The organism is Lacrimispora sp. YZC11 (genome assembly GCF_057543815.1).
The window spans coordinates 50,154-67,374 of record NZ_BAAJYQ010000008.1 but is presented as its reverse complement, the minus strand read 5'-3'; the positions used below and the strand labels follow the sequence as shown (position 1 = coordinate 67,374).

12 protein-coding genes are annotated in these 17,221 nt (G+C 45.3%); all 12 read left to right on the top strand.

Annotated features, from left to right (window positions below; genetic code table 11):
- Positions 1-29: 29 nt before the first annotated feature.
- The 12 genes from AC27IJ_RS12520 (at position 30) to AC27IJ_RS12465 (ending at position 17,183) form a co-directional block, all read left to right on the top strand.
- Positions 30-1,355 carry an ABC transporter substrate-binding protein gene (locus AC27IJ_RS12520; protein WP_487149140.1) on the top strand — a complete coding sequence of 442 codons (1,326 nt, stop codon included), beginning with the start codon at positions 30-32 and terminating at the stop codon, positions 1,353-1,355.
- A gap of 69 nt (positions 1,356-1,424) precedes the next feature.
- A complete protein-coding gene (locus AC27IJ_RS12515) occupies positions 1,425-2,318 on the top strand; it encodes a carbohydrate ABC transporter permease (protein ID WP_312447678.1) in 894 nt (297 codons plus the stop codon).
- A 16-nt stretch (positions 2,319-2,334) separates the two neighbouring features.
- Entirely contained in the window at positions 2,335-3,156 is an 822-nt protein-coding gene (locus AC27IJ_RS12510; protein ID WP_312447677.1) for a carbohydrate ABC transporter permease, read from the top strand.
- Positions 3,157-3,163: 7 nt separating this feature from the next.
- The gene (locus tag AC27IJ_RS12505) at positions 3,164-6,283 is read left to right on the top strand and encodes a hypothetical protein (protein WP_487149137.1); all 3,120 of its coding nucleotides are present in this window, start codon (positions 3,164-3,166) and stop codon (positions 6,281-6,283) included.
- Positions 6,284-6,345: 62 nt separating this feature from the next.
- A complete protein-coding gene (locus tag AC27IJ_RS12500; RefSeq protein WP_487149135.1) occupies positions 6,346-6,873 on the top strand; it encodes a GNAT family N-acetyltransferase in 528 nt (175 codons plus the stop codon).
- A 223-nt stretch (positions 6,874-7,096) separates the two neighbouring features.
- Entirely contained in the window at positions 7,097-8,767 is a 1,671-nt protein-coding gene (locus AC27IJ_RS12495; protein WP_312447674.1) for a Na/Pi cotransporter family protein, read from the top strand.
- Between the two features lie 120 nt (positions 8,768-8,887).
- The gene (gap, locus tag AC27IJ_RS12490) at positions 8,888-9,919 is read left to right on the top strand and encodes a type I glyceraldehyde-3-phosphate dehydrogenase (RefSeq protein WP_312447672.1); all 1,032 of its coding nucleotides are present in this window, start codon (positions 8,888-8,890) and stop codon (positions 9,917-9,919) included.
- A gap of 142 nt (positions 9,920-10,061) precedes the next feature.
- Positions 10,062-11,273 carry a phosphoglycerate kinase gene (locus tag AC27IJ_RS12485; RefSeq protein ID WP_312447670.1) on the top strand — a complete coding sequence of 404 codons (1,212 nt, stop codon included), beginning with the start codon at positions 10,062-10,064 and terminating at the stop codon, positions 11,271-11,273.
- Between the two features lie 106 nt (positions 11,274-11,379).
- Positions 11,380-12,132, top strand: a complete 753-nt coding sequence (gene tpiA, locus AC27IJ_RS12480) for a triose-phosphate isomerase (protein WP_487149131.1) — start codon at positions 11,380-11,382, stop codon at positions 12,130-12,132.
- Positions 12,133-12,382: 250 nt separating this feature from the next.
- Positions 12,383-13,921: a 2,3-bisphosphoglycerate-independent phosphoglycerate mutase gene (gene gpmI, locus AC27IJ_RS12475; protein ID WP_312503735.1), complete on the top strand. Its 1,539-nt coding sequence runs from the start codon at positions 12,383-12,385 to the stop codon at positions 13,919-13,921.
- A 227-nt stretch (positions 13,922-14,148) separates the two neighbouring features.
- Positions 14,149-15,396: a hypothetical protein gene (locus AC27IJ_RS12470; RefSeq protein WP_312503736.1), complete on the top strand. Its 1,248-nt coding sequence runs from the start codon at positions 14,149-14,151 to the stop codon at positions 15,394-15,396.
- A gap of 8 nt (positions 15,397-15,404) precedes the next feature.
- Positions 15,405-17,183 (top strand): ABC transporter ATP-binding protein, encoded by a 1,779-nt coding sequence (locus tag AC27IJ_RS12465; RefSeq protein ID WP_312447663.1) that lies wholly within the window; start codon positions 15,405-15,407, stop codon positions 17,181-17,183.
- The last annotated feature ends 38 nt before the right edge of the window (positions 17,184-17,221 follow it).

Below are 17,221 nucleotides of genomic sequence, written 5' to 3'. Positions count from 1 at the left end.
AAACAAAGAAAACCCAGGAGGAGATTGAGATGAAAAAAAGTTTATTAAAAAGAGTTTCAGCCGTGGCACTTACGGTAGCTTTGGCAGCAGGTATGACAGGCTGTGGAAGCAAAGGCAGTGCTGCTCCAACAAACGCCGGCAGTTCAGGGGAGGGAAAGACGGAAAAGACCGTGTTAAATGTCTGGCACCAGTGGTCCAATGATACCAATGAACTAAAGAAAAAATATGACGAGGCGGTTGCAACTTACTTAACGGAAAACCCAAATGTGGAAATCAACACCCAGACCCTGGATACGGAGGCTTATAAGACTAAGATTTCCGCAGAGTTTGCAGGAGATGCAAAGGGAATTGATGTGTTCTATTACTGGGGGGCAGGAACCGCTAGAAAGATGATCAATGCGGATAAACTCCTTCCTCTGGATTCTTATATCACAGATGATATCAAGGGAAAACTTCTGGAGGGTTCTACGGCAGCTTTTGAATACAATGGAAACACCTATTCTCTTCCTTCCTTTTCCTGGTACATGACCTTATACTGCAATAAGGCATTATTTGATCAGGCAGGAGCAGAGCTTCCCGATACATACGACAAAATGGTATCCGCAGTTGAAAAGCTGAAGGCTCTTGAAGGGGTAACTCCTCTGGCTTCCGGCGCAAAGGATGGCTGGAATGCGGCATTCATCTATCAGGCGCTGGCACTTCGAACTGTAGGGGCAGAGGGAATCAACAAGATGCTCTCCGGCCAGGCTCCCTTTGAAGGAGAGGGCTACGCAGAAGCGTCTGATAAGGTCCAGGAGTTATACAAGATGGGCGCATTTGGAGCCAATCCACTGGAGCAGAGCAATGATGATGCCAATGCAGCTTTTGGAACCGGCAGGGCAGCTATGAGGCTTATGGGAAGCTGGTTTGCAAACGGCATTTATACGGATAAAGCCGTTACCATCAATCCGGAGGATGTGGTGGCAATGAAAATCCCCATGATTACCGGCAAAGGAAATGAGACCGATTATTGCGGTGGATTCGTAGAATCCTTCTGGGTAAATAAGAGCACGAAGAACCCGGATGAGGCTGCTAAATTCGCAATTTACATAAACGAAAAGATGGGAGAAGCTGCTTATGAGTCAGGCACAGGCTTCAGCGGCTGGAAAACAGAGGTGGATGAAAAGGGCTTAAATCCTCTTTTCGTACAGATCAAGGATCTCCTTTCCCAAGGAAAGACCTCAGTCCTTGCATGGGATACCTCACTTGATGCGGAACCTGCCACCATTCACAATGAGCAGGTGCAGACCCTGTTCGCTCCAGGCGCCGATACGGGTGAGTTTATAAAGGAACATGAAGCAGCTATCAATAAGTAAGTAAGAGCAAAGGGGGTATCGCTTACAAAAAACAGGCGATACCCATTTTTTGCCCAAAGGAGATTGATCATGAATAACATGTTGGGAAAAAAGAGCTTTGTGGCCTGCTTTGTGCTGCCTGCGCTCATCCTGTTTATCAGCTTTAGTATGATACCCCTCTTTATTTCCGGGGCCTACAGTCTATTCCAGTACGATGGCATGGGGGAAATGAAGTTTATCGGACTTGGAAATTATATAAGGCTGCTTGCAGAGGATCGCCACTTTGTGAACGCCGTTTTAAATTCCTTTCTTTTAGTGGGCGCATCCTTACTCATTCAGCTGCCCATCTCCCTTTTTCTGGCTATGGTTCTGGCAAGGGGGGTGAAAGGAGAAAAGTTCTTTCGTACCGTTTACTTTTTGCCGGTGGTTATTTCCAGTATGGTGATCGGTCAGCTTTGGATGAAGATGTTCAACAGCGAATATGGACTTTTAAACCATTTAATCCGTGCCCTGGGAGCCTCTGATTTCAACTATTCCTGGCTTTCCAATCCCAAAACCGCATTTCTTTCCACTCTGATTCCTGCGGTGTGGCAGTACATCGGCTATCACATGCTGATTTTTTATGCAGGGATCAAATCCATTTCCCAGGATTATTATGAGGCGGCTCAAATCGATGGCGCCAGTAAGTGGCAGGTGAATACAAAGATTACCCTGCCTCTCCTTGCACCGGTTATCAAGACCTGTGTCATATTCTCAATTACCGGTTCCCTAAGGGCCTTTGACTTAATCTATGTCATGACCGGAGGCGGCCCAAACCATGCCAGTGAAGTGCCTGCAACCCTGATGTACAACAATTTATTCCGCAGAGGCCTATACGGGTATGGAAGCGCGCAGGCATTTTTTATTGTAGTGGAATGCCTGCTGTTTACCTTTATTGTGAGCAGGCTGTTTAAAAAAGCGGAAGAAAATGCATCAGCCATATAAATGAGGAGACGGTCCTATGAAGATGAAAAAAAAGATAAAGTTTTTGCTGCTGTGCCTCATTGCACTGACTCAGCTTTTTCCCTTATATTGGCTTTTTACCTTTTCCTTAAAAAGCAATGGAGAGATATTTGGGGTAAACCCCATCGGGCTTCCCCAGGTCTGGAGATGGGAAAATTACGGAAATGCTTTTACCCAGACAAACTTAATCCGGTACTTTTTAAACTCCGTATTCTATTCCATGGCAACCGTGGCCGTTGCAGGAATTTTGTCCGCTATGGCTGCCTATGCCATAGCCAGAATGAAATGGAAGCTTAAATCCCTGGTATTTGGAGTTTTCGCATTGGGAATCATGATTCCGGCTCAGGCCGCCCTGCTGCCCCTGTTTCAGGTCCTTGATAAAACTGGATTAAAGGGCGGATACTTAGGGCTGCTTATTCCTTATATTTCGGGAGCTCTTCCCATGAGCATCATGATATTAATCGGATTTTACAAAAGCATCCCCATAGAAATAGAAGAGGCAGCCTGTATTGATGGCTGCGGGATTTTCCGGTGCTTTGCAACCATTATACTTCCCATCGTCAAGCCGGCGATTGCCACTGCCTCTATATTTACATTTTTAGGGACCTGGAATGAGCTGATGTTAGCCAATACCTTTGTGGACAGCGACCGGTACCGGACCTTGCCCGTGGGAATCATGTCCTTTGCGGGTCAATATTCCACTGATTGGGGTCTGATCGGAGCGGGCATGGTCATTGCCACCCTGCCCACCATTGTAATTTATTTTATACTGAGCAATCAAATCCAGGATAGTCTGGTTGCAGGTGCGGTGAAAGGATGATAGGATTATGTTTGATTCAAGAGGAAGATTTATTATAGAGAATTTTAATCAGAAACCGGTATTCTCCAGTTTTCTGCCCGGGATCAGCGGAATTTACGGCATTCCTCTCTGGTGTTTCTACACGAACCGGGGCCAGGCAGTTGCAAGCTTTGGTGTAGAAAACAAAAATCATTCCATTATGGAATTTTATCCGGCCCATCAGGCATACCAGCTTGTGAGGAACATGGGGTTTCGCACCTTTATAAAGGTTGGGAGTGAAGTATACGAACCCTTTCGTCTGGATTCTGTGAAAACCCGTATGTATGTGGGCATGAATGAGTTGGAGCTGGAAGAAATCAACGAAGAAAGAGGCTTAAAAACCAATGTTCTGTTTTATACCCTTCCCGATGAAGCGGTTGCTGGTCTGGTGAGAAGGGTGACCATACAAAATATCTCCAAACAAGAGCTGGACCTGCAGATACTGGATGGAATGCCTGGAGTCATCCCTTATGGAATCGGATTAAAAGAAATGAAGGAAATGGCCCAGACCATGAAAGCCTGGATGCAGGTGGAGGATGTGGAGAAGAGGATGCCTTATTACCGGGTGCGGTACAGCACAGGAGATTCGGCGGTTGTTTCAAGGGTGGAAGAAGGGAATTTCATGCTCTCCTTATCAGAATCCGGTCAGTTGCTACCCATTATTGCAGATCCTGAGCTTGTGTTTGAACATGATACGGCAATGGAACATCCGGTGGGCCTGATCCGCCACAGTCTTGATGAGCTTCTTCAAAAAAAGCAGATCACTCAAAATATTGTGCCTTCCGGCTTTTCCTGCCTGACAAGTGTTCTGCCTGCTGGGGAGGCTGTGGGCTGGAACAGTGTGGCAGGTCAGGCCTCAACCAAGAAGATCCTGTCCGATTATGGGGAAGGTCACTTAGACAGGAGCTATTTTGAGGAGAAATACAACAAGGCGGCTGAAAAAACACGGGAACTGGGAAGCTTTATCCACACGAAAACCTCTGATCCGGTGTTTGATGCCTATTGTGAACAGACCTATGTGGATAACGTACTGCGGGGCGGGTTTCCAATAAAAACAGGGAAGGATTCTGTTTTTTACGTGTATTCCAGGAAGCATGGGGATATGGAGCGGGATTACAATGATTTTTCCATGGTTCCGGAGTATTACACTCAGGGTAACGGAAATTTCAGAGATGTAAACCAAAACCGGAGAAGCGATGTATTGTTTACGCCTTATGTGAAGGACCATAACATCAAGCTGTTTTACAATCTGCTGCAGTTGGATGGGTATAATCCCCTGGTAGTACGCCAGGTTACTTATAAAGCCGTGCGGCTGGATAAGATTCTTAAGGTTGTGAAACAGGGAGGCAAAAGCCTTATGGAAGAATTTTTTCGCAAGGAATTTTCGCCTGGAAGCCTGTTTGCCTTTCTGGAGCAGCATTCCATTTCCTTAGAATGCGGCAGGGAGGAATTCTTAAGTGCAGTGGTGGAACACAGCATTCTTAAGTTCCACGCAGATTTTGGCGAAGGATACTGGACTGATCACTGGACATATCATCTTGATTTGATTGAAACTTACCTTTCCGTTTATCCTGAAATGGAAGAACACCTGCTGTTTTCTGATAAAAGCTACACGTATTATGAATCAAGAGCGTCTGTGAGGCCACGCCATGAGCGTTATGTGAAGACGGAACGGGGAATCAGGCAGTACCACGCCCTTTGTGAGGACCGGAAAAAGGAAGTATTAAAGGATACGGTATCCACTGATTATGGAAAAGGAACCGTTTATGTCACAAACCTGATGACAAAGCTTGTGGTGGTGGCTGCCAATAAAACCGCTTCTCTGGACATGTCCGGCTTAGGGATAGAAATGGAGGCGGGAAAGCCGGGCTGGTATGACGCCTTAAATGGCCTGCCAGGACTTTTAGGCTCCTCTATGCCGGAAACCTTTGAGCTGTACCGTCTGCTGAAATTTATGGAAAGCGCTCTGGAACGGTTTGAAGAAGGGGTTACGGTACCGGCCGAGCTGTATGAATTTATCAAAGGTCAGGATAAAACCTTTGCTTCCTATGAAAAAAAGGCTAAGAGCAGGCTGTGGGTATGGAATGAGTGCAATGGTTACAAGGAGCGCTACAGAGCGATTACGGCGAAAGGAGTCCGGGGAGATGAGATATTCATGTCTGGACGGGAGTTTCGGGGAATTCTTTTAAAGTGGATTTCCTATGTGGAAGACGGCATACAATCAGCCTGCAAAAAAGATGGAGGGATTCCCACCTATTATATTCATCAGCTTGACAGCTATGAAATGGCTGGAAATCATATCATTCCTGAAAATCTGCAGGTCACTGCGCTTCCTCTGTTCCTGGAAGGATTTGTCCGGTATATGAAACTGCCGGTATCCAGGGAAGAAAAATTATCCTTGTATCATAAGGTTAAGGAAACCGGATTATATGATACAAAATTAAAGATGTACAAAGTCAATGAATCTCTGGACAATGCCTCCTTTGAGATCGGGAGAGCAAAAGCATTTTCACCCGGCTGGCTGGAAAATGAGTCCATCTGGCTTCACATGGAATATAAGTATCTGCTGGAATTACTCAAATCAAAATTATATGATGAATTCTTCCGGGATTTCCACAATGCCTGCATTCCTTTTTTGGATGAGGAGGTATACGGAAGAAGCTTGTTGGAGAATTCCTCTTTTCTTGTAAGCAGCGCAAATGCCGATGATAAGCTTCATGGAAGAGGCTTTGTGGCAAGACTGAGCGGTTCCACGGCTGAATTCCTGCAAATGTGGCAGATTATGATGTTCGGAGAAAAACCCTTCCGCATGGAAGAGGGGCAGCTTTGCTGCTTTTTTGAGCCGGCGATCCCCGGGTATCTTATACCGGAGGACAAAACCGTTGAAGCCATCTTTTTAGGAAAAACCAAGATCGTTTATGAGTTTTTTGAAAAGCAGGATATGATACCGGGATGCTACCGCATTGAGGAGATGGAACTGGAATACTTGGATGGGCAAAGGTCGCAAGTAAAGGAAGCAGGACTTTTTGGAGCGGCTGCCATAAATCTGAGAGACGGTAAGGTGAAATCTCTTGTTATAAAGATTGGAAAAGCAAACGGTATCTCATAGGTTAAAAGGCCTGCTCCTGCATTCATACCAGTTGAAAAATTTTAAAAGGTGAAAGGTCTTATATGAACATTCTTATTGAAAAGGGAACAAAATACGATATTGATCAACTTGAGCAGCTCTATGACGATCTGAATGATTATCTTGAGAATAGCATTAACTATCCCGGTTGGAGGAAAGGCATCTATCCTACCCGTGAAGACGCAGTTAATGGTGTTGTAAATGACAATCTTTATGTCGCAAAGATAGCAGGAAAGATCGTGGGTTCAATGATATTAAGCCATAAGCCGGAACCTGTATATCATAAGGTTCAATGGGGAATAAATACTGACTATTCTGGTATATTTGTGATTTATACGTTTGCTGTTCATCCTGCGTATCTCAAAAATGGAATTGGCATGGCACTTATGAATTTTGCAGTCCAGCATGGCATGAAAGAACACGCAAAAGCTATCCGCCTTGATGTTTATGAAAAGAACTTACCTGCTGTCAGGCTGTATGAAAAATGCGGATTTAAGTATGTGGATACCGTAGATTTGGGACTTGGAAAATATGGATTGCATTGTTTTAAGTTATATGAAAAGATACTTTAAATTTCACCACGGAAAAGCTGCCCGCTGATTTTCAATCAGCAGAGCGGCTTTTTGGCATTCATGGGGCACTGGTTTTACTTAAATTTCACCAAAATTTTACATAATTTTTAAAAAACATTGAAAAAGCAATTCCGCCTATGCTATATTTTAAACGGTGCGCCTTCCGGAAAGAGGGAGACGAGCCGGAATAAAACCATAATCAGTGTTTATAAGGAGGTAACACATGTCTATAAATGACATATCGAGTCTGTTTGGTTTTTTAGGGGGACTGGGAATGTTCCTGTATGGCATGAACACCATGGCAGATGGAATGCAGAAGAGTGCAGGAAGCAGGATGAGCCAGTTTTTGGGAATGCTTACTAACAACCGTTTTCTGGCAGTGCTCCTGGGGGCTCTCATTACAGCCATCATCCAGAGCAGCGGAGCGACCACGGTCATGGTAGTCGGCTTTGTAAGCGCAGGAGTGCTTAATCTGTCTCAGGCTGTCGGCGTTATCATGGGAGCCAATATTGGTACCACCATTACGGCCTGGATCGTATCCATGAATCAGTTAGGAGATGCATATTCCATATTGCAGCCGTCCTTTTCAGCCCCTCTTTTTATCGGAATCGGAGCTGTCCTTCTGCTGTTTAGCAAAAAGCAGAGGATGAAAACCATAGGGGAGATCCTGGTGGGCCTTGGCATGCTGTTTATTGGCCTGGATTTTATGTCAGGAGCAATTTCTCCTTATACTGATGCCCCTATTTTTTCTGAGGCATTCCGTATTTTAGGGAAAAATCCTTTGCTGGGCATGCTGATCGGCGCCATAGTTACGGCTCTCCTTCAGAGCTCATCCGCATCGGTAGGTATCCTGCAGACCCTTGCCATGAACGGTGTGGTCACTACCAATGCCGCTATCTTTATCACTCTGGGGCAAAACATCGGCTCCTGCGTAACCGCCCTCATTTCCAGTATCGGCGGATCCAGGACAGCAAAGCGCGCGGCAGTGATCCATTTGTCTTTTAATGTGATGGGGGCAGTTATATTTGGCATCGGTTCTTTCCTCCTTTTTATGGCCACCCCGGTTTTGGCGGCCCATAACATAACTGCAGTTCAGATTTCCATATTCCATACGTTCTTTAACCTGACCAATACACTCCTCCTGTTCCCCTTTGCGAAGCAGCTGGTGGACTTATCCGGATTGGTTGTTCCGGAAAGAGGAACCGGTGATGGAGAGCTGGCGGGAGAAGAAGCTGTGACCATGAAGCACCTGGATGAGAGAATCTTTGAATCCCCGGCTTTTGCGGTGGAAACAGCCTCCATGGAGGTAGTGCATATGGGACAGATCGCCCTGGAAAACGTGAAGCGGGCCATGGACGCAGTTCTCACGAAAAATGCGGATAAAGTAAAGGAAGTGTATAAAACAGAAAAGACGATCAATAATATGGAAAAGATGCTGATCGAATATCTGGTCAAAATCAACAATCTGTCCCTGACAGAGGAGCAAAAATTGGTAGTCAACAACTTATTTTACAGCATTAATGATATAGAGCGGGTAGGAGACCACGCGGAAAACCTGGCCGAACAGGCAGAATATATGGTCCAGCATGAAGTCAGTTTCTCCGGTACTGGTGCTTCTGATTTAGAGGTCATCTGTCAGGCGGCTTACAAATCCTTTTTCCATTCCATAGAAGCCAGAAGGAAAGGGGACATGGAAGATGTCCGTAAGGTGAGCCAGTGGGAGGATGAGGTGGATCTTCTTGAAGAGGAACTGAGGGAAAAGCATATCGAACGGCTTTCCTCAGGCGAGTGCAATCCTTCGTCAGGCGTTGTGTTCCTGGAGCTTATAAGCAATCTGGAACGTATTTCTGATCATTCCTATAATCTTGCCAGCTATGTAAAGAATGAGATTTAAGGGGAACAGGATTAAAAATAAAAAAGGACTTGCTATTTAGTGGAATATTAGGTAGAATAAAGGGTAGTTGATTAATATTTAACAATCAAATTTAATTTTATTCTTAGGAGGAATTGAATTATGGCAGTAAAAGTGGCGATTAATGGTTTCGGCCGTATTGGCCGTCTTGCATTCAGACAGATGTTTGGCGCAGAGGGCTATGAAGTAGTAGCTATTAACGATTTAACAGATCCAAAGATGTTAGCACATTTATTAAAATATGACACTGCACAGGGCGGATACGCTGGATACTATGGTGAGGGTATTCACACCGTAGAGGCTTCCGAGGACTCCATTACTGTAGATGGAAAGACTATTAAAATTTATGCTCAGGCAAAAGCTGCAGAGCTTCCTTGGGGAGAAATCGGTGTTGATGTAGTTCTTGAGTGTACAGGATTCTATTGCTCCAAGGACAAGGCTCAGGCTCACATTGATGCAGGCGCTAAGAAGGTTGTTATCTCCGCTCCGGCAGGAAACGATCTTCCAACCATCGTTTACAGCGTAAATGAGAATGTCTTAACAGCAGATGATAAGATCATCTCCGCTGCTTCCTGTACAACAAACTGCCTGGCTCCTATGGCTAAGGCTCTTAACGATTATGCACCGATCCAGTCTGGTATCATGAGCACAATCCATGCTTACACAGGCGATCAGATGATTCTTGACGGACCTCACAGAAAAGGCGACTTAAGAAGAGCAAGAGCAGGCGCTGCCAACATCGTTCCTAACTCCACCGGTGCTGCTAAGGCAATCGGTCTGGTTATTCCGGATTTAAACGGCAAGTTAATCGGTTCCGCACAGCGTGTTCCGGTTCCTACAGGCTCCACAACCATCTTAACAGCAGTTGTTAAGGGTGCAGACGTAACCAAGGAAAGCATTAACGCAGTTATGAAGGCAGCAGCATGCGATTCCTTCGGATACAATACTGATGAGATCGTTTCCTCTGATGTTGTCGGCATGAGATTTGGTTCCTTATTCGATGCAACTCAGACCATGGTTTCCAAGATTGCAGATGATTTATATCAGGTTCAGGTTGTTTCATGGTATGACAATGAGAACTCCTATACAAGCCAGATGGTTCGTACAATTAAGTACTTTGCTGAATTAGGCTAATGATCCACAAAGGGTCCGGTCGTTATGGACCGGGCCTTTTATTTTTATAAATATATGAAATAAGAGAATATAGGAAATACCTTCCAGGTATCCCTTTATGCCCGGAAAACGCGGGCTATAAATTGGAAAGGAGCATTGAAACATGCTTAATAAGAAAACAGTTGATGATTTAACCGGATTACAGGGAAAGAAAGTTTTGGTGAGATGCGATTTTAACGTGCCGTTAAAGGATGGAGTGATTCAGAATTTCAACCGTATTGACGGAGCCATTCCTACGATCAAGAAATTATTGGACCAGGGCGCAAGAGTGATTCTTTGCTCCCATTTAGGAAAGCCGAAGGGCGAGCCTCTTCCGGAGCTGTCTTTAGCACCTGTTGCTCCTGCTTTAAGTGAAAGACTTGGGGTAGAAGTGAAATTTGTAAACGATCCAAAGGTAACAGGTCCTGAGACCAGCAAGATCGCGGAAGAATTAAAGGATGGAGAAGTTCTGCTGCTTCAGAATACCCGTTACAGAGTCGAAGAGACTAAGTACGGTAAGGATGAGAGCGCGGAAGAGTATGCAAAAGAGCTGGCTTCCCTTTGCGACGGCATTTTCGTAAACGATGCATTCGGTACTGCTCACAGGGCTCACTGCTCCAATGTAGGCGTAACGAAATACACAACAACCAATGTAGTTGGTTATCTGATGGAAAAGGAAATCAAATTCCTGGGCCAGGCAGTTGAGAACCCGGTACGTCCTTTCGTGGCAATCCTGGGTGGAGCAAAGGTTTCCGATAAGATCAACGTAATCAACAACCTGCTTGATAAGGTTGATACACTGATCATCGGCGGCGGCATGGCATATACCTTTGCAAAGGCTCAGGGCAAGGAGATTGGAAATTCCTTATGTGAAGAAGATAAGCTTGACTATGCCTTAGAGATGATTAAAAAGGCTGAGAATAAGGGCGTAAAACTGCTGCTTCCAGTTGATAACCTGGAAGGCAAGGAGTTTTCCAATGATACGGAAAGAAAGGTAGTAAGTGTTATTGATCCAGGCTGGTCAGGTTTTGATATCGGACCAAAAACCATTGAACTTTTCAAGGATGCCTTAAAGGGCGCCAAGACTGTTGTTTGGAACGGACCGATGGGTGTATTTGAATTCTCTAATTTTGCAGAAGGCACCTTAGAGGTATGCCGTGCGGTTGCGGAACTTTCTGACGCCACTACGGTTATCGGAGGCGGTGACTCCGTGAATGCGGTTAAGAGACTTGGATTTGCTGATAAGATGACTCATATCTCCACAGGCGGAGGTGCTTCCCTTGAATTCCTTGAAGGCAAGGAGCTTCCAGGTGTGGCTGCAGCAGACAATAAATAACGAAATTCAATTCACAATACAGGCCCGGACAAAGGATGACTGTCCGGGCCTTGCAAACAGGAGATCCCGGTCTTCTGAATGACGAACATAAAGGAAGGTTGATACTATGTCCAGAAAGAAAATTATAGCAGGTAACTGGAAGATGAATATGACTCCCACCGAAGCGGTCCAGCTGGTGGATACATTAAAGCCTCTGGTGGCGAATGATGAAGTAGACGTTATTTTCTGCGTTCCGGCTATTGACATTATGCCCGCTATGGATGCTGCAAAGGGAACCAATATTAACATTGGTGCTGAAAACATGTATTATGAAGATAAAGGGGCTTACACCGGAGAGATTTCTCCTGCCATGTTAAAAGATGCAGGCGTGAAATATGTGGTAATCGGCCATTCCGAAAGAAGGGAATATTTTGCGGAAACAGATGAAACTGTTAACAAAAAAGTTCTTAAGGCCTTTGAATACGGCATCACTCCTATCGTTTGCTGCGGAGAAACACTGACCCAGAGAGAACAGGGAATCACTCTTGACTGGATCCGCCAGCAGATTAAGATCGCTTTCTTAAACGTACCGGCAGAGAATGCGGCAAATGCGGTTATTGCTTATGAGCCGATCTGGGCGATCGGTACCGGAAAGGTAGCGACAACCGAGCAGGCACAGGAGGTTTGCAGTGCCATCCGTGCATGCATTGCTGAAATCTATGACAAGGCAACAGCGGAAACCATCCGCATCCAGTACGGCGGTTCCGTATCAGCAGCAAGCGCACCGGAACTGTTTGCACAGCATGATATTGACGGCGGCTTAGTTGGCGGGGCATCCTTAAAGCCAGAGTTTGGAAAAATCGTAAATTACAATAAATAAGCGGGTAAAAGCTGCTGTTTCCCTTCCTAAAAAGGTGAGGGACGGCAGCTTTTCCTCATGGCAAAAGGCGGGGACCGGATCATTGTTATTATTTCATCATTCACCGGTTGCAAGAAATGGGCAAATCATGTAAAATATAGATTGTGAGACAATGATTTCCATTCGATTTCCCACGCTTTTGAGGCATAACAATATAGTAGTGAATGCTTCTATTACAATAGAATGAAGAAGAGAAAAAGGAGAACTAGTTATGAGCAGAAAACCGATTGTATTAATGATACTTGATGGTTATGGATTAAATGATAACTGCGACCATAACGCTGTTTGTGAAGGCAAAACACCGATCATGGATCAGCTTATGAGCCAGTGCCCTTTTGTTAAGGGAAATGCCAGCGGACTGGCAGTAGGTCTTCCTGACGGACAGATGGGAAACTCAGAAGTAGGACATCTGAATATGGGCGCAGGCCGTATTGTATATCAGGAGCTTACCAGAATTACAAAATCTATAGTTGACGGTGACTTTTTTGAGGTTCCGGAATTTTTACAGGCAGTGGAAAACTGCAAGAAATCCGGATCAGCTCTTCATATGTGGGGCCTGGTATCTGACGGCGGAGTACACAGCCACAACACCCATATTTACGGCCTTTTAGAGCTGGCAAAGAGAAGCGGTCTGGATAAGGTCTATGTCCATTGCTTCCTTGACGGGCGTGATACGCCTCCTGCTTCCGGAAAGAGCTTCGTGGAAGCGCTGGAAGCAAAGATGAAGGAGATCGGTACAGGAAAAGTTGCTTCTGTTATGGGCCGCTACTATGCAATGGACAGGGATAACCGTTGGGACCGTGTGGAAAGAGCATACAATGCCCTGACAAAAGGAGCAGGAAATCATGGGGAATCGGCTTCTGCCGGAATCCAGGCTTCCTATGATAAAGAAGTTTTCGACGAGTTTGTGGAGCCTTTTGTTGTGACAGAGGCTGGAGAACCGGTTGCTACGGTGAAAGACGGTGATTCCGTGATCTTCTTTAACTTCCGTCCTGACCGTGCAAGAGAAATAACAAGAGCCTTCTGTGATGATGAGTTTAAGGGATTTCCAAGAGAAAAGCGCCTGAACCTGACCTATGTATGCTTTACGAATTACGATGAGACCATTAAAAACAAGCTGGTTGCTTTCAAAAAGGAAGCCATTATAAATACATTTGGCGATTTTTTGGCTCAGAACAACATGACACAGGCCAGAATTGCTGAAACTGAAAAATATGCCCATGTAACCTTTTTCTTTAACGGCGGTGTGGAAGAGCCGAATAAGGGAGAAGAAAGGATACTGGTTCCATCTCCAAAGGTTGCTACCTATGACTTACAGCCTGAGATGAGCGCTCCTGTTGTTTGCGATAAGCTGGTGGAGGCGATCAAATCCGGAAAATATGATGTGATCATCATTAACTTCGCAAATCCGGATATGGTTGGTCATACGGGAATCGAAGACGCTGCTATCAAGGCAATTGAAACTGTGGATGCGTGTGTGGGAAGAACCGTGGAAGCCATCAGGGAAACTGATGGAATTATGTTCATCTGCGCGGATCATGGAAATGCAGAGCAGCTTTTGGATTATGAGACAGGAGAACCTTTTACTGCTCATACCACCAATCCGGTTCCGTTTATCCTGGTAAATGCAGACCCATCCTATAAGCTGAGAGAAGGCGGTTGTCTGGCAGATATTGCTCCTACTCTGATTGAACTGATGGGATTAAAACAGCCAAAAGAGATGACAGGAAAATCTTTACTCGTGAAATGAGTTTAATTATGCCAAAAATAAGGGCTTTCCAGTAATAGTGCTGGGCAGCCCTCATTTTTGTATACGAATGTAAAACGGATATGCTTTTCTTTCGACCTTTCCTATCCGTCGGCAGCAGGCTTGGTTTATGTAAACTGGAAAATTAAATTCGTCCATATTCGTTTTATGCTTCCATTTCTATTGAAAATAAGATAGAATAGAGAAAGATATCTTAGGAAGGGTTTCAGATGAGTATTCGAATCAGATTTTCTTTGGAGCCAAAGAAAAAAATATTTTCAGGAATAGACTGGAATTGCCAGTCAGCGGAGGGTATGGCTAAAAAGCTGGCAAAGGAAATGGGGTACCGCTGTTTTCGGATCGAAGGATTTATGATTGTACAGCTATGCCAGGAGGGCTATGTCTGGCTTAAGTGGAGCAGGCACAAGCTTCAGGGAGAGAGCCAGACGAACATTGCCGGTCCGGGTTTCCATGCGGCAGCCATCGATTTTCTGGAGCGTCTGGCAAAGGAAGAAAAGCTCAGGCTCAGGGTCGAGGACAGAACCGGATATTTTATAAAGAGGGACTTTCTTGCCATGAGACAGAAGTACTTTTACCAGTGGTTTTCTGATCTTATGAAGCTGGTGTCCGGATGGAGCGGGGATGGGGAATACATGTTTTGCTGGCCTGCGGTTTATTATATTCCGGACCGTCAGGAGGGGAAACTGGTTACCCATATTCGGTCATTTTCTTTTAAAGAGATAAAAGGGATGATGAATTCTGGTATAGGCGTCGCATTTGCCAGGGATTTTTTTGTATGGAATGAACTGGAAAAGGATGCCTGTTTTTACAGAAACAGCGCCATGGTTCTGCTTCACCAATTCTGTTATTTCATGCCGTCAGACCGCAGCAAGCAGGATGAGAAGGTAAACAGGGAAGTCATCGAACTCCTTGAAACAGCGCTTTCCATGGACCGTAAGCTCCCTTTCCCCAAGAAGGAATATTTGGAAGTATGCAGTCTTCATGGCCATGTTCCTGTGGATTTAGAAGGTGTGACGCCTTTGCCTGAGGAGGTTTCCATTGGCTGCAGAAAGCATCTGGTTTACCGGAAGATCGGCAACATGAGCTTTGGAATTCCTGGAAATTTTCTTTATGATGAGACAAACAGCGGCAGCATGGACCATTACTATGACGGGAACGGGTATGGCGGCCATGATTATTATGTCTACGCGGCGGTTTTTGAAGGGCGTAAAGCCGAGTTTAAGAATCAGTGGTTTGAGCAGGGGAAAGGGCCGGATATCTCGGATTTTGACGTAGGAAACGCCAAAGCGCGGGTGGCTTTTTATGAACCGGAGGAGAAGGAAGGGGAAATCCGTTATGGGATGTCCGCACAGGTGCTTTACAAGGAACAGCGTATGAACATTAATATTGTGAGCAGAAGGCCTGGAGAAAGGGATTGGGCTTTGGGGCTTATTAAAAATATTAAGATTACAGAGTAGAGGATTATATGAAACAAAATGAGATGAGAACGGGCACATTGTTAAAACGCTTTGTGCCCTACTATAAAAAATATACTAAAGTTATGGTCATGGATTTATTCTGTGCGTCGCTTACTACCATCTGTGAGATGGTATTGCCTTTGATCTTACGTTATATTACCAATCAGGGATTAAGAGACATAACGTCCCTTACGATTCGTACGATCATCGTGATCGGCGCCCTTTATTTTGGTCTCAGGATCATAGACGGAATGGCCAGCTTCTATATGGCTTACACGGGCCATGTTATGGGAGCGGCTATTGAGACCGACATGAGACAGGATGCATTTGCACATTTGCAGAAGCTGTCGGATAACTATTTTAACAATACAAAGGTCGGGCAGATCATGTCGAGGATCACCAGTGACTTATTTGACGTTACGGAATTTGCCCACCACTGTCCGGAAGAATTTTTTATTGCCTTCTTAAAGACGTTGGTATCCTTTATTATACTTGCAGGGATCAATCTCCCTCTGACCCTTATCATTTTCCTGCTGATTCCGCTTATGGCGGTATCCTGTACTTACTTTAACCTGCAGGTGAGAAAGGCTTTTAAACACCAGAGAAACCACATCGGTGAGCTGAATGCCAGAATTGAGGACAGCCTTCTTGGAAACCGTGTGGTCCGGGCCTTTGCCAACGAAAAGATTGAGATTGAAAAATTCAACCGGGATAATCTGGAATTTTTGGAAATTAAACGGAAAACCTATAAATACATGGCTGCTTTCCAGAATACCATCCGTATGTTTGACGGTTTGATGTATGTAGTGGTCATCGTAGCAGGCGGTATATTCATGGTAAAGGGACTGATTGAACCCGGAGATCTGGTGGCTTATACCCTGTATGTGACCACGCTGCTTGCCACAATCCGCAGGATCATCGAATTCGCGGAACAGTTCCAGAGAGGAATAACCGGAGTCGAACGTTTTACGGAACTGATGGATGCAAGTGTGGACATCTTTGATGAAGAAGGTGCAAAACCTCTTCATGATGTAAAAGGAAATATCACCTTTCATCACGTATCTTTTGAATACCCGGATGACCATAATCCGGTGCTTAGCAGCATCAACCTTGATATCAAACCGGGTGAAAAGGTGGCCCTTGTCGGTCCTTCCGGAGGAGGAAAGACAACGTTATGCAACCTGATCCCCCGCTTCTATGATCCCACGGAGGGAGAGATCCTCATCGACGGTCAGGATATCAGGAATGTAACCTTAGAGACTTTAAGGAACGCCGTAGGCGTGGTGCAGCAGGATGTGTATCTGTTTTCGGGAACGGTTTTTGAAAATATTGAATACGGCTATCCCGGGGCTTCCAAGGAGGAAGTGATCCGGGCTGCAAAGCTGGCCGGAGCCCATGATTTTATCACAGGGCTAAAGGACGGCTATGATACCTATGTGGGAGAGCGTGGAGTTAAGCTTTCAGGAGGACAAAAGCAGCGCATCAGCATTGCCAGGGTATTTCTTAAAAATCCCCAGGTGCTGATCCTTGATGAAGCCACCTCTGCTCTTGATAACGAGAGCGAGCATTTGGTTTCCCAGTCCCTGGAACGCCTGGCCGTAGGCCGTACCACGCTGACAATTGCCCACCGCCTTACTACCATCCAGAATGCAGACCGGATATTAGTACTTTCCGACAGTAACATTGTGGAAGAGGGAAATCATGAGGAGCTGCTTTTAAGGCGGGGAATGTATTATCAGCTTTATACGTCTGTGGGCGAAGAAGAACAGGCTGCCCTGACAAGGTAGTTAAATATTATGCAGAAATGCAAACATTCCTGCGCCTG